Genomic DNA, 21,983 nt, shown 5'->3' on the forward strand with positions numbered 1-21,983 from the left:
CGCAACCACTTTCGACCAGTGTGCTAGCGCCGACGCAGGTAGCGCCGCGCGAACCGACGGAGGATTTCGGGCGGGTGCTCGATATTGTGTTGCCGGGCAGCAGATTTCAGTGATTCGGCGGTTTCGGGTGCGAAGTAGCCGTGGTTCTTGTAGACGTCGATCCGCGTGCAGATGCCGTCGGCGTCGAGTTCGGGATGGAACTGCGTCGCATACACGTTGGCGCCGACGCGGAACGCCTGCACGGGACAGTCCGATGACTCGGCGAGGCGCACCACGTCCGGCGGGAGCGAGGTGGCCGCTTCCTTGTGTCCGCCGTAGGCGTCGAACACGTCGGGCAGCCCAGAGAACAGCGGATCGTCATGGGCCTGCGGGGTGAGGGTGATCGTGACGGCGCCGACCGGCTCACTGTAGGTGCGGTCCACGGTGGCACCGATGATCGAACCGAGTGTGCCGACGCCGTAACAGCATCCGAGAAACGGAAAGTCGCGCTCGACGATGTCTGCGATCAGGGGCAGGAGTTCGGATTCGACCCGCTGCTGCGTCTCTGACTTGGATTCGGCAGCGTCGCTGACGTTGTAGGGTCCGCCACCCAAAATGATGCCGGACCAGTCGTCAAGGTCGATCATCCCTAAAGGCCTGTGGGTCAGGCGAATACGGTGCAAGCTGTCGGCGTCCAGACCGGCGAAGCGCATCATCGCCCGGTACTCGTCGTCGGCGGCCGCATCCTCGCCGCGGATCGACAGCAGCAGGAAGGGTGCGTGGTCGACGTCGGTGCGCATAGGCGATCTGCGCTAAATGTAATCGACCGCGCAGAGGTTTCTGAGTATCTGGTTCAGTACGGCGGCAGCGCAGGCTCATCCCTGTCGGTGACACCCATTCGCGCGGCAGCCGAGTGCATGCCGCGCGGTACCGGCACCATCGCCGTCACCGCGGCGAGCCCGTAGGGCGGCATGTTGCTGTAGGCGGTCTCGATGTCGGTCGTCTTCACCCGGTACGTCTCGTGCCAAATGCCCACATCGCCCGATTTACCGACGCGGCGGTTGTACTGCCGCCAGGGCTCCAGGTGCGGGTCGTCGGCATCGCGCGCGAAACGTTCCAAATCCTCGAAGGACCGCCAGTACTGGACCATGAACGGCGGAACGAGTGAGATCCGGTACCCGAGCAGGCCTTTCTCGGGATGCGCGTCGAGGTATTTCAGCATCTTCGGCATCGCGGTCATGACCGACAGCCACAACCTGACTTTGCGCGGCTTGTTGATTCGCATCCCGAGCATGAACACGACGACCTCGCTGCCGAGGCCGTTCAGATCGGCCATGTGGCGGCCATTGAGAACCTTGGCCATCAGATCTCCCTCGTCCGCGGCCAGTATCCCAGCCGCGCCCTGCGGGAAGCCCATATTGACAGATTCGTCAAAGCACGACACCCCGCGAGCCTCGCAGCCCGCGGGGTGTCGTCGCCTCGGTTCGGTTACTTCTTCTTGAGGTCGAACCTGTCGTTGTTCATCACCTTGACCCAGGCGGTGACGAAGTCCTTGACGAACTTCTCCTTGGCATCGTCGGCGGCGTACACCTCGGCGAGCCCGCGCAGGATCGAGTTCGACCCGAACACCAGGTCGGCCGCGGTGGCGGTCCACTTCGGCTGACCTGTCGTGCGGTCACGACCCTCGTAGACGCCCTCCACCGACTCGGACACCTTCCACTCCGTGGCCATGTCGAGCAGGTTCACGAAGAAGTCGTTGGTCAGCGTCCCCGGCCGATCGGTGAACACACCGTGCTTGGTCTGGCCGTAGTTGGCACCCAGTGCGCGCATCCCGCCGACGAGCACCGTCATCTCGGGAGCGGTCAGGTTCAACATGTAGGCCCGGTCGACCAGCAGATGCTCCCCACCGGTCTTGATGCCCGGCTTGAGGTAGTTGCGGAAACCGTCCGCCTGCGGTTCGAGCACCGCGAACGACTCCACATCTGTCTGCTCCTGCGAGGCGTCGGTGCGTCCCGGCGCGAACGGCACCGTGACGTCGAACCCGGCATCCTTTGCCGCCTTCTCGACGCCGGCGCTACCGGCCAGCACGATCAGGTCCGCGAGGGAAACCTTCTTGCCGCCGGACGCCGTGGCGTTGAAGTCCTGCTGGATCTTCTCCAGCACGGGCAACACCTTGGCGAGTTCGGCCGGCTGGTTGACCTCCCAGTTCTTCTGGGGTTCAAGGCGAATGCGTGCGCCGTTGGCGCCGCCGCGCATGTCGGTGCCGCGGAAGCTCGCCGCCGACGCCCACGCCGTGGACACCAGTTGCGATACCGACAGACCCGATTCGAGGACCTTGGCCTTCAGGGCCGCGATGTCCTGCTCGTCGACCAGCGGGTGGTCGACCTCGGGAACGGGGTCCTGCCACAGCTGCGGCTCGGGCACCCACGGGCCCAGGTAGCGGGAGATGGGACCCATGTCGCGGTGCAGCAGCTTGTACCACGCCTTGGCGAATGCCTCCGACAGCTCTTCGGGATGATCCAGCCAGCGCCGGGTGATGTCGGCGTAGATGGGGCTCATCCGCATCGAGAGGTCGGTGACGAGCATCGTCGGCTTGCGTGGCGGCCCGCCGAAGGGATCGGGGATGGTCGCTTCGGCATCCTTCGCCTCGTACTGCCATGCGCCCGCAGGGCTCTTGGTCAGCTCCCACTCGTGGCCGTACAGCGTCTCCAGGAAGCTGTTGTCCCACTTGGTCGGAGTGGGCGTCCAGACCACCTCGAGTCCGCTGGTGATGGCGTCCTTGCCGACGCCGGTGCCGTAGGAGCTCTTCCACCCCAGGCCCTGGTACTCGAGCGGGCAGGCCTCGGGTTCGGGCCCGACGAGGTCGGCGTCACCGGCGCCGTGGGTCTTGCCGAACGTGTGGCCACCGACGATCAGCGCGGCGGTCTCCTCGTCGTTCATCGCCATCCGGCCGAAGGTCTCGCGGATGTCGATCGCCGCGGCGATCGGGTCCGGCTTGCCTTCGGGGCCTTCGGGATTCACGTAAATCAGCCCCATGGTCGTCGCGCCATAGGGATTCGCGAGTTCCCGTTCACCGGTGCCGGAGTACCGCTTGTCGGTGCCCAGCCAGGCGTCCTCCTCACCCCAGAGAATCTCCTCGGGCTCCCAGATGTCCTCGCGACCGAACGCGAAGCCGAACGTCGGCAGGCCCATGTGCTCGATGGCGGCGTTCCCGGCGAACACCAGCAGATCGGCCCAGGACAGCTTCTTGCCGTACTTCTTCTTGATCGGCCACAGCAGCCGGCGCGCCTTGTCCAGGCTGGCGTTGTCGGGCCAGCTGTTCAGCGGCGCGAAGCGCTGTGCCCCTTCGCCGCCGCCACCGCGGCCGTCGGCGATGCGGTAGGTACCGGCGGCGTGCCAGCTCATCCGGATGAACAGCGGGCCGTAGTGGCCGTAATCGGCCGGCCACCAGTCCTGCGAGGTGGTCATCACCTCGAACAGGTCCCGCTTGAGCGCCTCGACATCGAGCTTCTTGAACTCTTCGGCGTAGTCGTAGTCCTCACCCATCGGGTTGGCTTGCGGCGCATGCTTTTTCAGCACCGACAGGTCGACCTGCTCGGGCCACCAGTCCCGGTTGGTCATGGGCCGGTGCGCCTTTGGCGTGGGGGAGGGAATTGCTGGGTTTTCGCTCTCGCTGCGGCTCGCAGTGTGGTCCGCAGGGGCGGGGGGTTTGTCAGTCACAACATTCCTTCCGGGGGTTGGTGAATTGGGCTGTGATCACGGTTGTGATCGGGACGTTTGCGATGCCGCGCAGTCAGGGCACAGGCCCCAGTAGATGACCTCGGCTTCATCGACTTCGAAGCCGTTGTGGTCCGAGGCGGTCAGACACGGCGCCTCGCCGACGGCGCAGTCGACGTCGGCGATGGTGCCACAGGTCCGGCAGACGAGGTGGTGGTGGTTGTCGCCGACGCGCGATTCGTAGCGCGCGACGGAGCCCGACGGTTGGATCCGCCGGACCAGGCCCGCGGCGGTCAGCGCATGCAGCACGTCGTAGACCGCCTGCCGGGACACATCGGGCAGCCCCGCGCGCACCGCATCGAGGATCGTCTCGGTGTCGGCGTGCGGGTGGGCATACACCGCTTCGAGCACCGCGACCCTCGGACGAGTCACGCGCAGGTCTGCTGAGCGCAGCTGCTCCGCGTAGTACTCCGCCGTCGATGACACGCAGCCACTATGACCCCTTTTCTGGAATCAGTCAAGACTTCTGGAGGGCCGATTTTCTGTCCGGAAATCCGGGTGTTGACGCTTTACGTTACGTCATGTAACGATATTGGGGTGACGGCGGCGCAACCAGTCCGCGGGCGGCCGCGAGACCCCCGCACCCAGGACGCGATCATGGCTGCTACCTGCAGATTGTTGGCCCGCGATGGGTACGACCAGGTGACCATCGAGTCGATCGCACGCGAGGCGGAAGTGAGCCGGCCGACCGTGTACCGGCGCTGGCCGTCGAAGGCGCATGTGGTGTTCGACGCGGTGTTCGGCACCGCCGACCGGGGCGACGTGTTGAGAAGCTCCGGCGACTTCGAGCGCGACCTGCGTGAGTTCATTCGCGGCGTACTTCAGTTCTGGCGAGAGCCGGTGGTGGCCCGCGCGACGATGGGCATCCTGGCGGACCGCCACCGCGATCCCGAACTGTTCATCCGCACCCAACAACTGCTCGACGAGCAGACGCGCACCGACTTCGCCGTACTCGTGCAAACCGGCATCGACCAGGGCCGCATCCGACGCGATCTGGACGTCGAGATGGTCTACGACGTGCTGGTCGGCACCACGTTCTATTCGGTGCAAGTGCTGCAACGCGAGGACATCGAAGCCCAAGTGAACCGACTGTGCGCCCTGGTCATGCAGGGCGCGGCCACAAAGGAGAAGTAATGACCGATGAGCTGTCGCAGGCTTTCGCCGACCTGCTCGACGAAGTGCGCGGCGTCGAGCAGAGGGTCCGTGAGGCCGATCCGCCGTTGGACGAAGCGGACGTCCTCGACGGTTACCGGTTGGCGTTCAGCCTGTTGCGCGTGGCCGTCGACGCCTACGTGTGGGGTGACAAGGACAAGCCGATCCTCGTCGACGTCATCAGCCCCTACCTGAAGTGGGGCGGCGACAACGCCGACGCCTTCTATCAGCTGGCGCCGATCGACCCGCAGCGCACCTATCGCGTCACCGGCAACCGCGGCGACGCGGTCTATTTGTCGATGACGGTGTACGGCGGGCCTGATGACGGCCGCTACAGCGACCGCATCGTCGGCACCATCAACGACCGGACGCTGGACATCGACACCGACGGCAACTTCGAGTTCATCCTCAGTGCCACACCGCAATCCGGCCCGTGGCTGGCGCTCGAGCCCGACGCGGTGTTCGCCCTCACCCGTGACTATCTCACTGCGCCGGATACCGACCGGCGGCCGCAATGGAAGATCGAGGCGATCGATCCGCCGCCGCGTCGCCACGATGACCGCGCCGACCTCACGCGGCGTCTGCGCGCGGCCCGGACCTGGCTAAGCGAACAATGCAAGATGCTGCCCGTTCGGGTGGAGCCGCCGAACGACATCCACGAACCGTTCCCGGTGCCCAGCCAGACCTACGGGTGGGCGGCCGGCGACGCCGCGTACGCGATGGGCGCCTACCAACTCCAACCGCATCAGGCGCTCGTCATCGACGGCACCTCACCGGAATGCGTGTTCTGGAATCTGTGCCTGTGGAATCCCTTCCTGCACACCTACGACTACACCCACGAACGGGTGACGATCAACGGTGCACAAGTCACCTACGAACCGGACGGCTCCTGGCGGATCGTGGTCAGCGATCGCGATCCGGGGCACCCGAACTGGGTGTCCACCGCGGGGCGGTCGAAAGGCTTGATCTGGCTGCGCTGGTTCCTGCCGGAAGAGACGCCGGCACGCCCGCAGTGCCGGGTGGTGGACGTCGCGGAGCTCACCTCGTGACCCGTCCCGCAGCGATCCGGCTCACCGACTTGGCCGACCCGGTCTTTCCGGAGGCGGCGCAACCGATGCGAGAAGCCTTGGCCGGCTACGGCGCCACCCTGCAGCTGGCGCCCGACGAGTTGCTGGCAGTGGCGAAAGAGCGTACCGGCCTTGACAACTGGGGTGATCCCGCGTTCCGGGAGCGCCTCGACGTGTTGTGTGCGGCGCTACGCGAAGAGGCTGACCTCTCCGACGTCGGCGTGGCCGTGGTGTTCGAGCAGGTGGTGCAGAACCTGGTGAACCGCCTTCGCCTGGAAGCGCTGATCGCCGCGCATCCCGAGATCGACTAGGTGCGGATCGAACGCCCGATCATCATCTGCGGGCTGCCCCGCACCGGAACCACTCACCTGCACAACCTGATTGCCGCCGACCCGGCGATCCGCTACCTCCCGTACTGGGAGAGCCTCGAACCGTTCCCCGCGCCCGGCGAGGACGATCCGGCACCTCGGCGGGAGAGGTGCGCGACGGGCCTGGACCTGGTGAACACGTCGATGCCCGATTTCAAACGGATGCACGACATGACCGTCGACCACGCCCACGAGGAAATCCAGCTGCTGGCCAACGACATCTCCGGCATGCTGTTCGAAACCACCTACTACGTACCGAGTTTCGCCGCTCACTACAAGACTCACGACCAGGCTCCGTCCTACGCGTATTTGAAGCGCACCCTGCAGGCGTTGCAGTGGTTGCGGGGCGGCAGGCGGTGGGTGCTGAAGTCGCCGCAGCATCTGGAGCAGTTCCCGACGTTGGCGGCGACGTTCCCTGACGCTACTTTCGTTGTGACGCATCGCGATCCGGTCGAAGTGACGCAATCGATGGCGACGATGATCAGCTACGCCGCGCGCATGGGATGCGCCCACCCCGATCCCGTCAAGATCTCTCGCTACTGGCTCGAGCGCGCGGAGGACTTGCTCAACGGGTGTGTTCAGGACCGCGACGTGCTGCCGTCAGCGCAGTCGATCGACGTGCGGTTCGAGGACTTCATGGCCGACGAAGAAGGCACCGTCGCAGCGATTTACGAGCTCGCCGAGCAACAGTTCGACGATCGGGTCCGCGCCGCCATGACGCAGTTCCGGGCCGACCATCCGCGTGGCCGCTACGGCGGGGTCATCTATCAACCGTCCGACCTCGGGCTGGACCCCGACGAGGTCGCCGCCCGGCTGGGCACCTACCGCGACCGGTTTGTCGCCGATCAACCCCTGGAGAATCGATGAATCAGCCCATTTCCGCTGACGCCTGGGTCGCCACCAGCCTCGGCGATCCGGTCAAGGTCCTCGAACGGCAAACGGTCGAGGTGCGACCGCCGGGGCCCAACGAGATCCGAGTGGCGGTGCAGGCGTTCTGCTTGAACTTCAACGACATCGACATCATCCGGGGCCGCTATACGACGCTGCCGCTGGAGCCGCCGTTCGTCCCGGGCATGGAGAGCGTCGGCGTCGTGGAAAGCGCGGGACTGGGTGCCGAGCATCTGGTCGGCCGGCGGATCGTCGGTATCCCGGTGATGGCGTTCGGCGGGTACGCGTCCTACGCGATCGTCGACGCCGCAACCGCTTTGGAGCTGCCGGACTGGATCAGCAACACCGACGGGGCCGCGCTGCACTACCCGTTTCACCTTGGCTGGTTCGCGCTTCGCGAGCGGGGGAGGCTACAGCCCGGCGAGACGCTGCTGGTGCATGCAGCCGCCGGCGGAACAGGTTCGGGCGCATTGGTTCTCGGCAAAGCACTCGGTGCGCGGGTGATCGCGACCGCCGGCAGCGACGAGAAGGTGGCGTTCTGCAAGGAACTCGGCGCGGACCATGCGATCAACTATCGCAACGGCGACTGGGTGGACGAGGTCATGGACCTGACCTACGGGCGCGGGGTGGATGTCGCGTTCGACGCCGTCGGCGGTGACGTGACCGTCCAGACTTTCAAATGCATGGGGTTCAACGGTCGGCATCTGATGGTCGGCTTCGCCGAGGACATCACGCTGGAAGACGGCGACTATCTCACGCCGCGGCCCATCGCCTACGGCAACTTCGACCTGTGCGGAGTGTGCCTGGTCTACGTCACCGACCCGGTGGCGATCCGCCGCACGCTCGGCTTCAACTGGCCGGCCCGCTCGGCCGGGCTCGACGCCCACGCCCAGATCCTCGAGCTGATCCGCACCGGCAAGATCCGGACCGTCGTGGGCGCCGAGGTCGGATGGGAGGATCTGCCGGAAGCGTTGCAGCGCATGGAGTCACGGTTGACGACGGGGCGCCTCGTCGTCACCGCCGGCGCTTAGCTGGTTGATCACTCCCAACATTTGGGGGTAATCCACCCGCCAAGGGCTCCTGGTTTGTTCCCCTCCGCGAACGGCTACATCAGAGTTACTGTCGAGTAATAGCCGGACGGGCGGAGGTGCGCGATGACCGCAACCGAACATGTCACCGAGCGACAGGCCAGGCAGGTCGCCGAGCAGGCCCGGGAGGCGCAGTGGCGCCAACCAAGCTTCGGCAAGGAGCTCTTCCTCGGCAGATTGCGGCTGGACCTGGTGCATCCGCATCCCAGCGGCGCGCCGGAGGCCGCCGAACGCGGTGAGGCATTCCTGGCCAAACTCCGCGAATTCTGTGAGACGCAAATCGATCCCACGGTCATCGAACGGGACGCGCAGATCCCCGACAAAGTCATCCTGGGCCTCAAGGAGCTTGGCGCGTTCGGCATGAAGATCGCCCCCGAGTACGGCGGAATCGGTCTTTCGCAGGTGTACTACAACAAGGCGCTGGCGCTCGTCGGCTCGGTGCATCCGTCACTGGGCGCACTGCTCTCCGCGCACCAGTCGATCGGGGTGCCGCAACCCGTCAAGATGTTCGGCACCGACGAGCAGAAGCAGGCCTGGCTGCCGCGGTGCACCCGCGAGATCAGCGCGTTCCTGCTCACCGAACCCGACGTCGGCAGCGACCCGGCCCGGCTGCACACCACCGCAACGCCCGACGGCGACGACTATGTGCTCAACGGCGTCAAGCTGTGGACCACCAACGGTGTCATCGCCGACCTGCTGGTGGTGATGGCCCAGGTGCCCAAGAGTGACGGCCACCGAGGCGGCATCACGGCGTTCGTCGTCGAAGCGGACGCACCCGGCATCGTGGTGGAAAACCGCAACGCGTTCATGGGATTGCGCGGCATCGAGAACGGCCTGACCCGGCTGACGGATGTGCGGGTGCCCGCCGCGAACCGCATCGGCCGCGAGGGCGAAGGGCTCAAAATCGCGCTGTCGACCCTGAACGTGGGGCGGCTGTCGCTGCCGGCGGTGTGCACGGGGTCGGCGAAATGGTGTCTGAAGATCGCCCGCGAGTGGTCGCGCGAACGCGTGCAGTGGGGCAGGCCCATCGGTGAACACGAAGCCGTCGCCGGAAAGATCGCATTCATCGCGGCCACCGCCTACGGCCTGGAGGCGATGCTCGACCTGGCCAGCGAGCTGGCCGATGCGGGCGCCACCGACATCCGGATCGAGGCGGCGCTGGCCAAGCTCTACGGCTCGGAGATGGGTTGCCTCATCGCCGACGAGCTGGTGCAGATCCGCGGCGGGCGGGGATTTGAGACCGCCGCGTCCCTGGCCGCCCGAGGCGAACGCGGCGTACCGGCCGAGCAGGTGCTGCGCGACCTGCGGATCAACCGCATCTTCGAAGGCTCGACGGAGATCATGCATCTGCTGCTCGCGCGCGAAGCCGTGGATGCGCATCTGTCGGTGGCCGGCGACATCATCGACCCCGACGCCGATCTGCAGCACAAGGCGAAGGCGGCCGCACAGGCCGGCAAGTTCTACGCGCGGTGGCTCCCCACCCTGGTGACCGGTAAGGGTCAGCTACCGACGTCGTATGGCGAATTCGGGCCGCTGGCAACACATTTGCGGTACGTGGAACGGGCCAGCCGCCGTCTGGCGCGCAGCACGTTCTACGCGATGTCGCGCTGGCAGGGCAAGCTGGAGCACAAGCAGCGATTCCTGGGTCGCATCGTCGACATCGGCGCTGAGTTGTTCGCGATGACCGCCGCTTGCGTTCGGGCGCAAAGAGACCGTGCCGACACCACCGCGGTCGAGCTTGCCGACGCGTTCTGCAGCCAGGCCCGGGTGCGGGCGGAGAAGCTTTTCGACGAGCTCTGGAACAACAGCGACGACTCCGACCGCACGCTGGCCCGCGGCGTGCTCGACGACCGCTACACCTGGCTGGAGGAAGGCATACTCGACCCGTCGATCGAGGGCCCGTGGATCGCCCAGCATGGTGGTGACGCGAAGCACGACGTGCACCGCGTCATCCGCTGAGCGCTCAGTCCTCCTTGCGGATCAACCGCATCAGCGCCTCGCGATCGGGCGCAAGCAGTTCCGCGATCCGCTCATGGTTCAGGTCGGCGACGATGATCTCGCCCACCTCCTGGTAGACGTCGCGGAAGATGCCGTGCGACTTCATCTTCTCGGTCTGGTACACGTTGTCCTCGGTGGGCGTGACGTAGTACACCGCCTCCGCCTTGAAGCGGTGCACCAGCCAGAGATGGACCAACGTCATCAGTCGCTTCTTGCGCAACTTCTCGGCGAAGGTGTTCTGGTCGCGCACCGTCAGGATGCTGCGGCCGTGCCGGTCTTTGATTGGATCGACGATGACGTTGGCGAGCTTCTCCTCCTCGCCGCCGTCGCGTTCGCCGAAGATGCCGAGCTCCAACACATCCGAGCCGGGGCGTGTCGGACGCAGCTGAACTCGCAGCTTCTCGCCGAGCTGATAATGCTCGCTCCACAGCGCAAGCCATTCCTCGAGCAGCTTCTTGGGCACCTCGGTCTGCACCAGGTGCTGGTGCTGCGTCGAACCCTTGCCCATGGCCTTGGTGGTCGCCGTGCGGCCCGACGACGCGGCCAGCGCGGCATCGCTGCGCGGCCCGCCGACCAGGGTTTGCGGTGTGCGGTACGGCGATTCGACCAGACGCATCTTGCGCTGCAGACGCGCCAGCGCGAGCATGCCGTCCTGTCGCAGCGCGGTGGCGAACTCCTCGGCGGCCACACCGTCGATCTGGTGCCCGCCGTAGGTCATGAAGTTGAAGACGAAGCCCATCTTGCCGAGCTCTTCGGGGAAGCGCCGCATCTCCTCGTCGCTCATACCGGTGGTGTCCCAGTTGAACGAGGGGGACAGGTTGTACGCCAGCATCTTGTCGGGGTACACGGCGTGGATGGCGTCGGCGAACTGTTTGGCGTCGGCCAGGTCGGCGGTCTTGGTCTCCATCCAGAGGATGTCGGCGAACGGTGCCGCGGCCAGTGACTTGGCGATCGCATACGGGATGCCGCCGCGGACTTGGTAATAGCCCTCGGGGGTCTTGGCCCGTTCTGGATCCCAGCCGGCGTCGGCGCCCAATTCCCGCGCCTTCTCGCGAGCTTCGTACAGCGACGCGCGTTCGGCGAACCGCTGCCATTCCGCGGCGCTCATCTCCGGCGGCTCGCCCTCGTTCTCGCGGAACTGCAGCAGTTCGGCCACCGCGTCGCCGTAGGTCTCCAACCCGGCGTCCTCCTGCCAGGCGTCGACGAACTGCGACTCGACCTTGTCGAAGAGCGCGTCGACCGATTGCTCCTCGCCGTTGCGCCACGTCTGAGCCGCCTCGGCAATCAACGCCGTGATGCCCTGGCGCTCCAGCCAGGTGTCGGCGGCGGCGTACTCACCGTCGGGCAGCGAGTAGAGCAGATGGCCGTTGAGCTCGGTGACCCCCGACTCGTAGAAGCGCCGCATCATCGCGAGATAGCATGCCTTGTACGACGGGATCTTCAGGTTGGTGGCGCCGAGCAGGAACGGCTGGTCACGCTCGTCGGCGCGGCTGTCGATGAGGTTGGCCGCCTCGGCGTCGGTGCGCGCGACGATGATGCCGGGCACCCGCATGATGTCCAGCTGGAAGCGCGCGGTGTTGAGCCGCTTGATCTGCTCGTCGGAGGGAACCAGCACCTTGCCGCCCTGATGCCCGCACTTCTTGGTGCCGGGGCGTTGGTCCTCGATGTGATATCCGGGCACGCCGGCCTCGACGAAACGACGAATCAGGTTGCGCACGTGCGGATCTCCGCCGTGACCGGTGTCGGCGTCGGCGATGATGAACGGCCGGTAGTCGGTGGCCGGGGTGGCGGCACGCTGCTCATCGGTCATCTTCAGCCGCAAATACTGCTGGTTGCGGTCGGCGGTCAGCAGGGCCCGCACCAGGCCCGCGGCCTCGTCGGGCACCTGGCTCAACGGATAGCTCGCGAGATCCGGCCCGGGGTCTTCGCTGGTGGAGCCCTTCGCGGAGGTCGCCCAGCCGCCGAGGTAGATGCCCTCGATGCCCATCCGCTTGATCGTCACCGCCTGCCCGGGCGAGTACGGGCCGAAGGTGGTGATGCTCTTGCGCTCGGCGAACAGTTCGCGCAGCCGGGCGTAGAACGCCGTCGCCGCCTCCCGCGCGATGGTGTAGTCGGTGGGGATCGTGCCGCGCTGCTCGACTACCTGGCGGGCCGAGTAGAGCCGGGTGATGCCCTCGAACCGAGGACTGTCGAAGTATCGCTGCGTCGCGGCGACGTCCTGCTCGAATGGTGTGGCTGGCTGTGCATCAGCTTCGACGATGGCCATGTCGCTACGCTCCTGTGCTCGACCCCTACCTCACCGACAATACGGCGGCGTTTTCCCCAACGGTGGGGTAATGGACCACCCTGGTCGGCGGCGACGGGTTGGCCTTGGCAGACTGTCCGCATGGCACAGATAACGTTGCGTGGAAACCCGATCAACACCGTCGGCGAACTGCCGCCCGTCGGATCGCCCGCCCCCGGCTTCACTCTGACCGGCACCGATCTCGGCACCGTCAGCAGCGACCAGTTCCGCGGCAAGCCTGTGCTGTTGAACATCTTCCCGTCCGTCGACACCCCGGTGTGCGCCGCGAGCGTGCGGACCTTCAACGAGCGTGCCGCGCAAAGCGGTGTCTCCGTGCTGTGCGTGTCCAAGGATCTGCCCTTCGCCCAGAAGCGCTTCTGCGGCGCCGAGGGCATCGAGAACGTCGTCACCGCGTCGGCGTTCCGCGACAGCTTCGGTGAGGACTACGGCATCACCATCGCCGACGGTCCGATGGCCGGGCTGCTGGGTCGCGCCGTCGTCGTGATCGGTGCCGACGGAAACGTCGCGTACACCGAGCTTGTGCCCGAGATCGGGACCGAACCGAACTACGACGCGGCGTTGGCGGCGATCAGCTCCTAGCAGCCGGGGTCACCGTTCGATCTCGGAACGGCAACTCCTTGGCCTTGCCGCGCGCGTCGACTCGGTCGCGTTCACCGCGGGTTATAGACAGTGTTCTGGTGACGCGTGTCTACCCCATGTGTTCGCGCTGAGGTTCGGAGAATTCGGATGAGACGCATTTGTGCGGTCATGGTCGGCTTGGCCATGTTGGTGGTGACGCCCGGGCTGGCGGGCGCCTACCCATACCCGCGGCCCGCGGGCAACCAGCAGGCGATCGAATATGTGATCGCGCGGGGACTTTCGCAGCGGGGCGTGCCGTTTTCCTACGGCGGTGGCGACGCTTCCGGCCCCACCCGCGGCAGTGGCCCGGCGGCCAACGCCGTCGGCCTCGATCAACAGGGCCGTGTCGTCGGGCTCGATCCGGCGGCGTCGGTCGTCGGCTTCGACGCATCCGGCCTGATGGTGTATTCGTTCGCGGGCGTGGGTATCAAGCTGCCGCGCTCGTCGGGCGCGCAGTACCAGGTCGGCCGCAAGATCCGGCCGGAACAGGCGCTTCCCGGCGACCTGATCTTCTACGGCCCCAACGGAAACCGAAGCGTCGCCTTGTTTTTGGGCAACGGGCAGATGCTGGAGGCCACCGATCCGGTGGTCACGGTGTCGGCGGTGCGCACCGAAGGCATGGCGCCGTACTTGTCGCGCATCATCGAGTGACGCCCGGCGGGTAGCTTCGACAGCGTGACCGAACTGACGAACCGCCAGATCGTCCTGCGCCGCCGTCCCACGGGCCTCGTCGAACCCGCTGACACCGAACTGATTTCCGCGCCCGCCCCCGAGCCCGCCGACGGTGAGGCGCTGGTCCGCACCACCTACGTGGGCCTCGACGCCGCCGTTCGGACATGGCTCAACGACCAGCCGGGCTATCTGCCCCCGGTGCAGCTCGGCGAGGTCATCCGAGCGGCCGGGATCGGCGAGGTGGTGGCGTCGCGCTGCCCGGCCTATGCCGTCGGCGACGTAGTGACCACGTTGACCGGATTCCAGGAATACGTCCTGGTACGCGACGACATGTTCACCACGCCGGTGCCGGGCCCCGCGGTGGACCAGTTGGCGGTGATGTCGGTGTACGGGCCCACCGGGGCGACCGCCTACTTCGGTATGACCGGCATCGGACGGCCGCAGCCGGGAGAGACGGTCGTCGTCTCGGCCGCGGCCGGCGCGACCGGATCGATCGCCGGTCAGATCGCCAAGATCGCCGGAGCCCGCGTGGTGGGTATCGCCGGTGGGCCGCAGAAATGCCGAGTTGTGATGGAAGACTTCGGGTTTGACGCATGCATCGACTACCGCGAAGGCGATGTGGCAGCCGCGCTCAAGCAGCACTGCCCGCGGGGGGTCAACGTCTATTTCGACAACGTCGGCGGACCGATCCTCGACGCGGTGCTGGGCCGGCTGGCACCCAAGGCGCGGGTGGTGCTGTGCGGGGTGATCTCCAGCTACCTCACCGGCGAGCATCCGGGCCCGGCCAATTACGTGAATCTGCTCTCCAAGACCGCGCTAATGCAGGGGTTCAACGCGCTCGACGAGTGGGGCCGATTCGACGAGGCGTTCGCCGCGTTGCGCCAGTGGGAGCAGGACGGTCTGCTGGTGCACCGGGAGACCGTGATGGAGGGCATCGAGTCGTGCGTGGATGCCCTCAACGGGCTGTTCACCGGGGCCAACATCGGCAAGATGCTGGTGAAGATCAGCGAGTAACGCCCCGCTTGTGCTCATAGTATTGATAGCGAAGTGACGCGGCGATATGACCTCGTGATCGTGGGCGGCGGTCCGGCGGGTTCGGCGGCGGCGTGGCAGGCCGTACAGACCGGCGCCCGGGTGGTCGTATGCGACAAGGCCGAGTTTCCGCGGGACAAACCGTGCGGCGACGGGCTGACCCCGCGCGCCGTCAGCTATATCCAGAAAATGGGCCTGGCCGACCAGATCGCCAACTTTCATCGCGTCAACGGCGCCAAGGTGTTCAGCCCGAGCGAATGGGAGCTCTCGTTCCCGCGTCGTCCCGGCATGCCCGACCACGGCCACGTCGCCCGCCGGCTGGAGCTGGATGCGATGCTGCTCAAACAGGCCGAGTCCGCGGGTGCCGAGGTGCGCCAGTCCGCCGAGGTCGTCGGCCCTGTGGTGGACGACGACGGACGCATCGCGGGCGTGACACTCAGAAGCGGCGAGCAAATTCGCGCCGACGCGGTGATCGCCGCCGACGGCGCCTACTCGCCGATCAAGCGGGCGCTGAAGCTCGATTCGCAATACAGGGGCTACTCCGCGATCGCGATCCGCGCCGAGATGCCGATAAACCGGCCCGACACCGATTCGCTCGACATCTATCTGAAGCTGATGTTCCGCGGTGACCAGCTGCCCGGCTACGGCTGGGTGTTCCCGCTCGGGGGCGGCCGGGTCAACATCGGGCTCGGCTACGTGAACAGCTACAAGAACTGGCAGCAGATCAACTCCACCCAGCTGCTCGGAGAATTCTTGGCGAGCCTGCCCGCCGACTGGGAGCTGCCGGGCATCGACGAATTGAAAACCTGCAAGGCCGTGCAGGGCTGGCGGCTGCCGATGGGTTTTACCGCATGGCCGCCGTGGAGACCGGGCGTTCTCTTCGCCGGCGATGCACTGGGAGCGGCCAGGCCGGCATCGGGTGCCGGCATTTCCAAGGCGCTACAGTCCGGGATGGCGGCAGGGGAGTGCGCCGTCGCGGCGTTGACCAACAGCGGGCCAGACGATTTCAGCAATTACACGCTGCGGATGCAGGAGGCGTGGGGCAAGGAGTACCGCCGGGGCCGCTACTTCCACAAGCTGGTGGGCATCCCGGCGATCGCCAACGCCGGCGTCAAAGTCCTTGACACCGTGAGCCATCCGAGCATCCGGGCGCATCTTCTGTTCTGGGAACAGTGGGCCAAACCACAGAAATGACGTCGGTGCTGGTCAGGCGCCGACGTAGTCCGCGAGGTGCTCGCCGGTCAGCGTGGAGCGGGCCGCGACCAGGTCGGCGGGTGTGCCCTCGAAGACGATCCGGCCGCCGTCATGACCCGCGCCGGGTCCCAGGTCGATGATCCAGTCGGCGTGCGCCATCACGGCCTGGTGGTGCTCGATGACGATGACGGACCTGCCGGAGTCGACCAGGCGGTCCAGCAGCGCCAGCAGCTGCTCCACGTCGGCCAGGTGCAGGCCGCTGGTCGGCTCGTCGAGAACGTAGACCTCGCCCTTGTCGGCCATCTGCGCCGCCAGCTTGAGCCGCTGCCGCTCGCCGCCCGATAGCGTGGTCAACGGCTGGCCGAGGCTGAGATAGCCGAGGCCGACGTCGGCGAGGCGGTGCAGGATCTTATGGGCGGCAGGGGTTTTCGCCTCGCCCTCGCCGAAGAACACCAACGCCTCGGTCACCGGCATCGCCAGCACCTCGGCGATGTTGCGGCCGCCCAGCGTGTACTGGAGCACCGACGCCTGAAACCGCTTACCCTCGCAGTCCTCGCAGGGCGATTCGACGGTGGCCATCACACCCAGCTCGGTGTAGACCACGCCGGCGCCGTTGCACGTGGGGCATGCGCCTTCGGAGTTCGAGCTGAACAGCGCCGGCTTGACGCCGTTGGCCTTCGCGAACGCCTTGCGGATCGGGTCGAGCAGCCCCGTGTACGTCGCCGGGTTGCTACGGCGGGAACCGCGGATTGGGCTCTGGTCGATGACGATGACGCCGTCGCGGCCGGCCACCGACCCGTCGATCAGTGAGCTCTTACCGGAACCGGCGACACCGGTGAGCACACACAGCACGCCCAGCGGGATGTCGACGTCGACATCCTTGAGGTTGTGGGTGTTGGCGCCGCGAACCTCAAGCGCGCCAGTCGATTTCCGCACAGACTCCTTCAACGCCGCGCGGTCGTCGAAATGCCGCCCGGTGAGGGTGTCGCTGTCGCGCAGCCCGCCGACACTGCCTTCGAACACCACCTGGCCGCCCGCGGTACCCGCGCCGGGGCCGAGGTCGACGACGTGGTCGGCGATCGCGATCACCTCGGGTTTGTGCTCGACGACGAGCACGGTGTTGCCCTTGTCACGCAGCGCCAACAAGAGCTCGTTCATCCGCGCGATGTCGTGGGGGTGCAGCCCGATCGTCGGCTCGTCGAAGACGTAGGTCACATCGGTGAGTGCGGATCCGAGATGACGAATCATCTTGGTGCGCTGCGCCTCACCGCCCGACAGTGTCCCCGCCGGGCGGTCCAGGCTCAGATAGCCAAGACCGATATCGACGAACGAGTCGAGTGTGTGCTGCAGGGTGGCGAGCAGAGGCGCGACGGACGGTTCGTCAAGCCCTTTTACCCACTCCGCGAGATCATTGATCTGCATCGCGCTGACATCAGCGATGTTGCGTCCGTTGATCTTCGACGATCTAGCCTCTTTGGACAGCCGGGTGCCGTCGCAGTCCGGACAGGCCGTGAAGGTGACCGCACGCTCCACGAACGCCCGGATGTGTGGCTGCATCGCATCGACGTCCTTTGACAGGAACGACTTCTGGATCGTCGGGATCAGCCCCGAATACGTGAGGTTGACGCCGTCGACCTTGATCTTGGTCGGCTCCCGGTAGAGCAGGTCGTGCAGTTCCTTCTTGGTGTACTTGCGAATCGGCTTGTCCGGATCGAAGAAGCCGCAACCGCGGAAGATCCGGCCGTACCAGCCCTCCATGCTGTAGCCGGGGATACTCAGCGCGCCCTCGTTGAGCGACTTGCTGTCGTCGTACAGCGCCGTCAGGTCGAAGTCGGTGACCGAGCCCATGCCCTCACAGCGCGGGCACATGCCGCCGAGGCGAGTGAAGGTCGCCTTCTCGGTCTTGGTCTTGGTGCCGCGTTCGACGGTGATCGCACCGCTGGCCTTCACCGAGGGCACGTTGAACGAAAACGCGTTGGGCGGTCCGATGTGCGGTTTACCTAGGCGGCTGAACAGGATTCGCAGCAGCGCACCGGTGTCGGTGGCGGTGCCGACGGTTGAGCGCGGGTTGGCGCCCATCCGGTCCTGGTCGACGATGATCGCCGTCGTCAACCCTTCCAGCACGTCGACCTCGGGTCGCGCCAGCGTGGGCATGAACCCCTGCACGAACGCCGGGTAGGTCTCGTTGATCAGCCGTTGGGATTCGGCGGCGATGGTGTCGAACACCAGCGAACTCTTCCCCGACCCGGAGACGCCGGTGAACACGGTCAGCCGGCGCTTCGGGATGTCGACGCTGACGTCTTTGAGGTTGTTCTCGCGCGCGCCGTGCACGCGGATGAGATCGTGACTGTCGGCGGGATGCACGTCGTGGGCCATCAGCGCTCCTGGATGCGAATCATGTTGCCGGCCGGATCCCGCAGCGCGCAGTCGCGCACCCCGTAGGGCTGCTGGGTGGGTTCCTGGATGATCTCGCCCTGGCTGTTCTGCAGGCCGGCCTGCAGCTGCTCGAACGCCGCGTCGAGGTCTTTGGTGGCCAGCACCAGCGTGCCGAAGGTGCCCTTGGCCATCATCTCGGCGATGGTACGGCGCTCGTCGTCGGTGAGCCCGGGGGTGGCCGTCGGCGGGTACAGAACCACGGAGGTGTCCGGCTGAGTGGGCGGTCCGACGGTGATCCAGCGCATCGTGCCGCTGCCGACATCGACCCGGACCTCGAAGCCGAGAGTGTCGCGATAGAACGCCAGGGATTCTTCCGGGTCGTTGTGGGGCAGCATGCTCGAGTGAATCGTGATGTCCATGTCGGTCACGGTAGGTGCAGCCCGACGGCCGGCGCTTCTCGATTCCTGATCGGTCTGGTGATGTGCTTCTCGACACACGACGGCATGCCCTCCGTCACGTGAGCTGTGTTCTCCCGGTAGGCGCTGGGTGACATGCCGACCAGCTCGGTGAATCGGGTGCTGAACGTGCCGAGCGACGAGCACCCGACGGCGAAACACACCTCCGTGACGCTGAGGTCGCCGCGACGCAGCAGCGCCATCGCGCGCTCGATGCGCCGCGTCATCAGGTAGGAGTACGGCGACTCCCCGTAGGCGAGCTTGAACTGGCGGGACAAATGCCCGGCCGACATATGAGCGTCACGAGCCAGCGCCTCGACGTTGAGCGGCTGTGCGAATTCCCGGTCGATCCGATCGCGGACGCGGCGCAACTGGACGAGGTCGCGCAGGCGTTGCGCTTCGGCGGGAGTGGTGCTGCTCACGACGGCCATCGTGCCACCCGTCGGACGCCGTGGTCACACATAGACTGCGCTCATGCACCTCGGCCGCCAAGACTCCGTGGGGCACAACGGGCTACTCCACATCGAGGAGTGCTTGGACGCCGACGGCCGCGTCGTGCTGCCGCCGGAAACCACCCTGATCTCGCTCATCGACCGCGCCATCGCGAATGTCGGGGACTGCCTCGCGTACCGCTACCTGGACCACACCGGATCTGGCGCCGCGCACGCGGTCGAGCTGACCTGGGCTCAGCTCGGCGTTCGGCTGCGGGCCATCGCCGCGCACCTGCAGCGGCTCACCATTCGTGGGGAGCGGGTGGCGATCCTCGCGCCGCAGGGCCTCGACTACGTCATCGCATACTTCTCCGCGATCAAGGCGGGCAACATCGCCGTCCCATTGTTCGCGCCCGAATTGCCCGGCCACACGGAACGTCTCGAGACGGCGCTGCGCGATTCCCAACCGAGTGTCGTGCTCACGACGACGCCGGCGCGTGAGGTCGTCCGGGCGGCGTTGGAGGCGCTGTCGCTGGATCCGTCGCCGCACATCGTGGCCGTCGATGAGGTGCCCGACGCGGAGGGGGAGGCGTTCATCCCGGTCGAACTCGATGTGGACGACGTGTCTCATCTGCAGTACACCTCGGGGGCGACACGGCCACCGGTCGGCGTGGAGATCACGCATCGCGCGGCGGGGACGAATTTGGTGCAAATGATCCTGTCGATCGACCTGCTGGACCGAAAAACCCGCGGCGTCAGCTGGTTACCGCTCTACCACGACATGGGATTGTCGATGATCGGCTTCCCGACGATCTACGGCGGGCACGTGACGCTGATGTCGCCCACCGCGTTCATCCGTCGACCGCAGCGGTGGATCCGTGCCATGTCCGAGGAGGCGCGACATGGCCGAGTGGTCACGGCCGCACCGAATTTCGCCTACGAGTGGACCGCACAACGTGGGCTGCCCGCGCCGGATGAGGACGTCGACCTCAGCGACGTGGTGATGATCATCGGGTCCGAGCCGGTCAGCATCGATGCCATCACGACGTTCAGTGAAGCGTTCGCGCCGTACAAGTTGCCAGCGACGGCGATCAAGCCGTCGTACGGCATCGCCGAGGCCACCCTGATGGTCGCGACCACCGATCCCGCCGACGCACCGACGGTGGTGCACCTGGATCGCGAGCAGCTCGGCGCGGGTCACGCGGTCCGCGTAGCCGACTCACCCAACGCGGTAACGCAGGTGTCGAGCGGCCGTATTGCGCGCAGCCAATGGGCGGTCATCGTCGACCCTGCCACCGAGTCTGAGGTAGGGGACGCCGAAGTCGGCGAAATCTGGTTGCACGGCAACAACATTGGCCGCGGCTATTGGCGCCGACCGGACGAGACGCAGCGCACGTTCGGCGCCAAACTTCAGTCCCGCTTGGCTGAAAACAGCCACGCCGAGGGAGTGCCGATCGCGGGCACGTGGCTGCGGACCGGGGATCTCGGGGTGTATCTCGACGGTCAACTCTACGTCGTCGGCCGGATGGCCGATGTGGTGAGCATCGATGGACGCAGTCACTATCCGCAGGACATCGAGGCTACCGCCGCGGCGGCCTCGCCGATGGTGCGCAAGGGATACGTCGCGGCCTTCTCGGTGGGGCAGGACGGTGACGAGCGCCTGGTGATCGCCGCCGAACGCGCGGCGGGCACCAGCCGCATCGACCCTGCGCCAGCGCTCGATGCGATCAGATCCGCTGTGGCACAACGGCATAGGGTCACCGTCTCCGATGTGCGCCTGGTGCCCGCGGGCGCCATTCCGCGCACCACCAGCGGCAAGCTGGCTCGCTGGGCGTGCCGCAAGCAGTACCTCAGCGGGCGTCTGGGTCAGCACTAGCGGCGATGCGGGCAGAGGCGTCAGCGAGCACGGGCTCGCCGTGACCGAAGCCCGCGATCTGCGCCCTTGTTGCGGCGAGTTTCTCAAGTGAGCGGATCGCGGCGCTCCGATCGGTGTTGAAGACGCCGAGGATTACCTGCCCGTGGAACTCGGCCACTGCGTCGCCGGTGAGCAACGCGTCGGCGGCGGGCAGATACAAAGCGATGCTGCCAGGGGTGTGACCCGGCACGCTGATGACGCGTGCGCCGCCCGCGAAACCCAGGACGTCGCCGTCGCGCACGGTGCGGTCGACGCGACACGGAGGTCCGTGCGGCGGCTCATCGAAGTCGGCCCGAATCGTCCGCTCGAAGTCGGTCAGCTGGGGAACGGGGCCGCATTCGACGCCTTGCACATACGGCGAATCCTCAGCCCCCGCAACCACTTCAACGTCGGACCAAGTCGCGATCTTGGCGGCGGACCCAGCATGGTCCTCGTGAAAGTGGGTGAGCACAATACGTTTCACGTCACCGGTTCGTCTGCCAAGCGTGGTCAAGGCGTCGGCGATCAACCCGGCGCTGTCCGGCCAGCCGGTGTCGACCAGCGTCACGTCGTCGGGCTCCACCCAGAGATAACAGTTCAGCAGATGTGCCTGACCGCCGGGGATGCGGAGCCGGTACAACGACGGCGCCATCTGCAGAAGATCGGGTCGCGACATGGCCTCGAGGTTA

At 66.4% G+C, this 21,983-nt stretch carries 18 protein-coding genes and 1 pseudogene; 10 read left to right on the plus strand and 9 right to left on the minus strand.

All coding sequences use genetic code 11. From position 1 onward, the window contains the following. Window positions 1–23: 23 nt before the first annotated feature. The 4 genes from CWS39_RS17930 to CWS39_RS17945 form a co-directional block, all read right to left on the minus strand. Window positions 24–779, minus strand: coding sequence for a glutamine amidotransferase (locus CWS39_RS17930; RefSeq protein ID WP_102144279.1), 756 nt, complete (start codon window positions 777–779; stop codon window positions 24–26). Between the two features lie 53 nt (window positions 780–832). Further along, the gene (locus tag CWS39_RS17935; RefSeq protein ID WP_199178181.1) at window positions 833–1,396 is read right to left on the minus strand and encodes a DUF4188 domain-containing protein; all 564 of its coding nucleotides are present in this window, start codon (window positions 1,394–1,396) and stop codon (window positions 833–835) included. Between the two features lie 71 nt (window positions 1,397–1,467). Further along, window positions 1,468–3,600 (minus strand): catalase/peroxidase HPI, encoded by a 2,133-nt coding sequence (gene katG / locus CWS39_RS17940; protein ID WP_233213557.1) that lies wholly within the window; start codon window positions 3,598–3,600, stop codon window positions 1,468–1,470. Between the two features lie 135 nt (window positions 3,601–3,735). Continuing rightward, window positions 3,736–4,182, minus strand: coding sequence for a Fur family transcriptional regulator (locus CWS39_RS17945; RefSeq protein WP_102144281.1), 447 nt, complete (start codon window positions 4,180–4,182; stop codon window positions 3,736–3,738). A 171-nt stretch (window positions 4,183–4,353) separates the two neighbouring features. Here CWS39_RS17945 and CWS39_RS17950 point away from each other — a divergent pair, with 171 nt between their 5' ends. From CWS39_RS17950 to CWS39_RS17970, 5 genes and pseudogenes are all read left to right on the plus strand, one after another. Then, complete coding sequence (locus CWS39_RS17950; RefSeq protein WP_102144309.1) at window positions 4,354–4,890, plus strand: TetR/AcrR family transcriptional regulator; 537 nt, start codon at window positions 4,354–4,356, stop codon at window positions 4,888–4,890. Beyond that, the gene (locus CWS39_RS17955) at window positions 4,890–5,957 is read left to right on the plus strand and encodes a DUF1214 domain-containing protein (RefSeq protein ID WP_102144282.1); all 1,068 of its coding nucleotides are present in this window, start codon (window positions 4,890–4,892) and stop codon (window positions 5,955–5,957) included. The genes CWS39_RS17950 and CWS39_RS17955 overlap by 1 nt, the downstream gene beginning before the upstream one ends. A 65-nt stretch (window positions 5,958–6,022) precedes the next feature. Further along, a pseudogene (locus tag CWS39_RS17960) lies at window positions 6,023–7,210 on the plus strand (sulfotransferase family protein). After that, window positions 7,207–8,262, plus strand: coding sequence for an NADPH:quinone oxidoreductase family protein (locus CWS39_RS17965; protein ID WP_102144283.1), 1,056 nt, complete (start codon window positions 7,207–7,209; stop codon window positions 8,260–8,262). Before CWS39_RS17960 ends, CWS39_RS17965 begins: the two are co-directional and overlap by 4 nt. Window positions 8,263–8,385: 123 nt before the next feature. Continuing rightward, entirely contained in the window at window positions 8,386–10,278 is a 1,893-nt protein-coding gene (locus CWS39_RS17970) for an acyl-CoA dehydrogenase family protein (RefSeq protein ID WP_102144284.1), read from the plus strand. Between the two features lie 4 nt (window positions 10,279–10,282). On the opposite strand, the gene aceA is transcribed toward CWS39_RS17970, so the two are convergent. Further along, the gene (gene aceA / locus CWS39_RS17975; protein WP_102144285.1) at window positions 10,283–12,583 is read right to left on the minus strand and encodes an isocitrate lyase ICL2; all 2,301 of its coding nucleotides are present in this window, start codon (window positions 12,581–12,583) and stop codon (window positions 10,283–10,285) included. A 120-nt stretch (window positions 12,584–12,703) separates the two neighbouring features. Here aceA and tpx point away from each other — a divergent pair, with 120 nt between their 5' ends. From tpx to CWS39_RS17995, 4 genes are all read left to right on the plus strand, one after another. Further along, a complete protein-coding gene (gene tpx, locus CWS39_RS17980; protein WP_102144286.1) occupies window positions 12,704–13,201 on the plus strand; it encodes a thiol peroxidase in 498 nt (165 codons plus the stop codon). Window positions 13,202–13,348: 147 nt separating this feature from the next. Next, window positions 13,349–13,891 (plus strand): NlpC/P60 family peptidoglycan-binding protein RipD, encoded by a 543-nt coding sequence (gene ripD / locus CWS39_RS17985; RefSeq protein WP_102144287.1) that lies wholly within the window; start codon window positions 13,349–13,351, stop codon window positions 13,889–13,891. 24 nt (window positions 13,892–13,915) lie between these two features. Then, a complete protein-coding gene (locus tag CWS39_RS17990; protein ID WP_102144288.1) occupies window positions 13,916–14,926 on the plus strand; it encodes an NADP-dependent oxidoreductase in 1,011 nt (336 codons plus the stop codon). Between the two features lie 33 nt (window positions 14,927–14,959). Then, window positions 14,960–16,138 (plus strand): NAD(P)/FAD-dependent oxidoreductase, encoded by a 1,179-nt coding sequence (locus CWS39_RS17995; RefSeq protein WP_102144289.1) that lies wholly within the window; start codon window positions 14,960–14,962, stop codon window positions 16,136–16,138. Window positions 16,139–16,150: 12 nt separating this feature from the next. Here the strand turns inward: CWS39_RS17995 and CWS39_RS18000 are convergent, their stop codons facing one another. From CWS39_RS18000 to CWS39_RS18010, 3 genes are read right to left on the minus strand one after another with little or no spacing between them, the layout of a single operon-like run. Then, window positions 16,151–18,514 (minus strand): ATP-binding cassette domain-containing protein, encoded by a 2,364-nt coding sequence (locus CWS39_RS18000; protein WP_102144290.1) that lies wholly within the window; start codon window positions 18,512–18,514, stop codon window positions 16,151–16,153. After that, the gene (locus CWS39_RS18005) at window positions 18,514–18,933 is read right to left on the minus strand and encodes a VOC family protein (RefSeq protein WP_102144310.1); all 420 of its coding nucleotides are present in this window, start codon (window positions 18,931–18,933) and stop codon (window positions 18,514–18,516) included. The genes CWS39_RS18000 and CWS39_RS18005 overlap by 1 nt, the downstream gene beginning before the upstream one ends. 5 nt (window positions 18,934–18,938) lie before the next feature. Then, window positions 18,939–19,391, minus strand: a complete 453-nt coding sequence (locus CWS39_RS18010; protein ID WP_233213558.1) for a helix-turn-helix transcriptional regulator — start codon at window positions 19,389–19,391, stop codon at window positions 18,939–18,941. A 52-nt stretch (window positions 19,392–19,443) separates the two neighbouring features. On the opposite strand from CWS39_RS18010, the gene CWS39_RS18015 reads away from it, so the two are divergent. Then, the gene (locus tag CWS39_RS18015) at window positions 19,444–21,276 is read left to right on the plus strand and encodes a fatty acyl-AMP ligase (protein WP_102144292.1); all 1,833 of its coding nucleotides are present in this window, start codon (window positions 19,444–19,446) and stop codon (window positions 21,274–21,276) included. Here CWS39_RS18015 and CWS39_RS18020 read toward each other — a convergent pair. After that, window positions 21,251–21,970: an MBL fold metallo-hydrolase gene (locus CWS39_RS18020; protein ID WP_102144311.1), complete on the minus strand. Its 720-nt coding sequence runs from the start codon at window positions 21,968–21,970 to the stop codon at window positions 21,251–21,253. The genes CWS39_RS18015 and CWS39_RS18020 overlap by 26 nt on opposite strands. Window positions 21,971–21,983: the final 13 nt, after the last annotated feature.

Source organism: Mycobacterium hubeiense, assembly GCF_002838065.1.
Taxonomy (GTDB): Bacteria; Actinomycetota; Actinomycetes; order Mycobacteriales; family Mycobacteriaceae; genus Mycobacterium; species Mycobacterium hubeiense.

Coding starts and splice junctions, on each gene's coding strand:
- CWS39_RS17930 (WP_102144279.1), bottom strand. CDS start 779: ATGCGCACCGACGTCGACCACGCACCCTTCCTGCTGCTGTCGATCCGC.
- CWS39_RS17935 (WP_199178181.1), bottom strand. CDS start 1,396: ATGGGCTTCCCGCAGGGCGCGGCTGGGATACTGGCCGCGGACGAGGGA.
- katG (WP_233213557.1), bottom strand. CDS start 3,600: ATGACCAACCGGGACTGGTGGCCCGAGCAGGTCGACCTGTCGGTGCTG.
- CWS39_RS17950 (WP_102144309.1), top strand. CDS start 4,354: ATGGCTGCTACCTGCAGATTGTTGGCCCGCGATGGGTACGACCAGGTG.
- CWS39_RS17955 (WP_102144282.1), top strand. CDS start 4,890: ATGACCGATGAGCTGTCGCAGGCTTTCGCCGACCTGCTCGACGAAGTG.
- CWS39_RS17965 (WP_102144283.1), top strand. CDS start 7,207: ATGAATCAGCCCATTTCCGCTGACGCCTGGGTCGCCACCAGCCTCGGC.
- CWS39_RS17970 (WP_102144284.1), top strand. CDS start 8,386: ATGACCGCAACCGAACATGTCACCGAGCGACAGGCCAGGCAGGTCGCC.
- aceA (WP_102144285.1), bottom strand. CDS start 12,583: ATGGCCATCGTCGAAGCTGATGCACAGCCAGCCACACCATTCGAGCAG.
- tpx (WP_102144286.1), top strand. CDS start 12,704: ATGGCACAGATAACGTTGCGTGGAAACCCGATCAACACCGTCGGCGAA.
- ripD (WP_102144287.1), top strand. CDS start 13,349: ATGAGACGCATTTGTGCGGTCATGGTCGGCTTGGCCATGTTGGTGGTG.
- CWS39_RS18000 (WP_102144290.1), bottom strand. CDS start 18,514: ATGGCCCACGACGTGCATCCCGCCGACAGTCACGATCTCATCCGCGTG.
- CWS39_RS18005 (WP_102144310.1), bottom strand. CDS start 18,933: ATGGACATCACGATTCACTCGAGCATGCTGCCCCACAACGACCCGGAA.
- CWS39_RS18015 (WP_102144292.1), top strand. CDS start 19,444: ATGCACCTCGGCCGCCAAGACTCCGTGGGGCACAACGGGCTACTCCAC.
- CWS39_RS18020 (WP_102144311.1), bottom strand. CDS start 21,970: ATGTCGCGACCCGATCTTCTGCAGATGGCGCCGTCGTTGTACCGGCTC.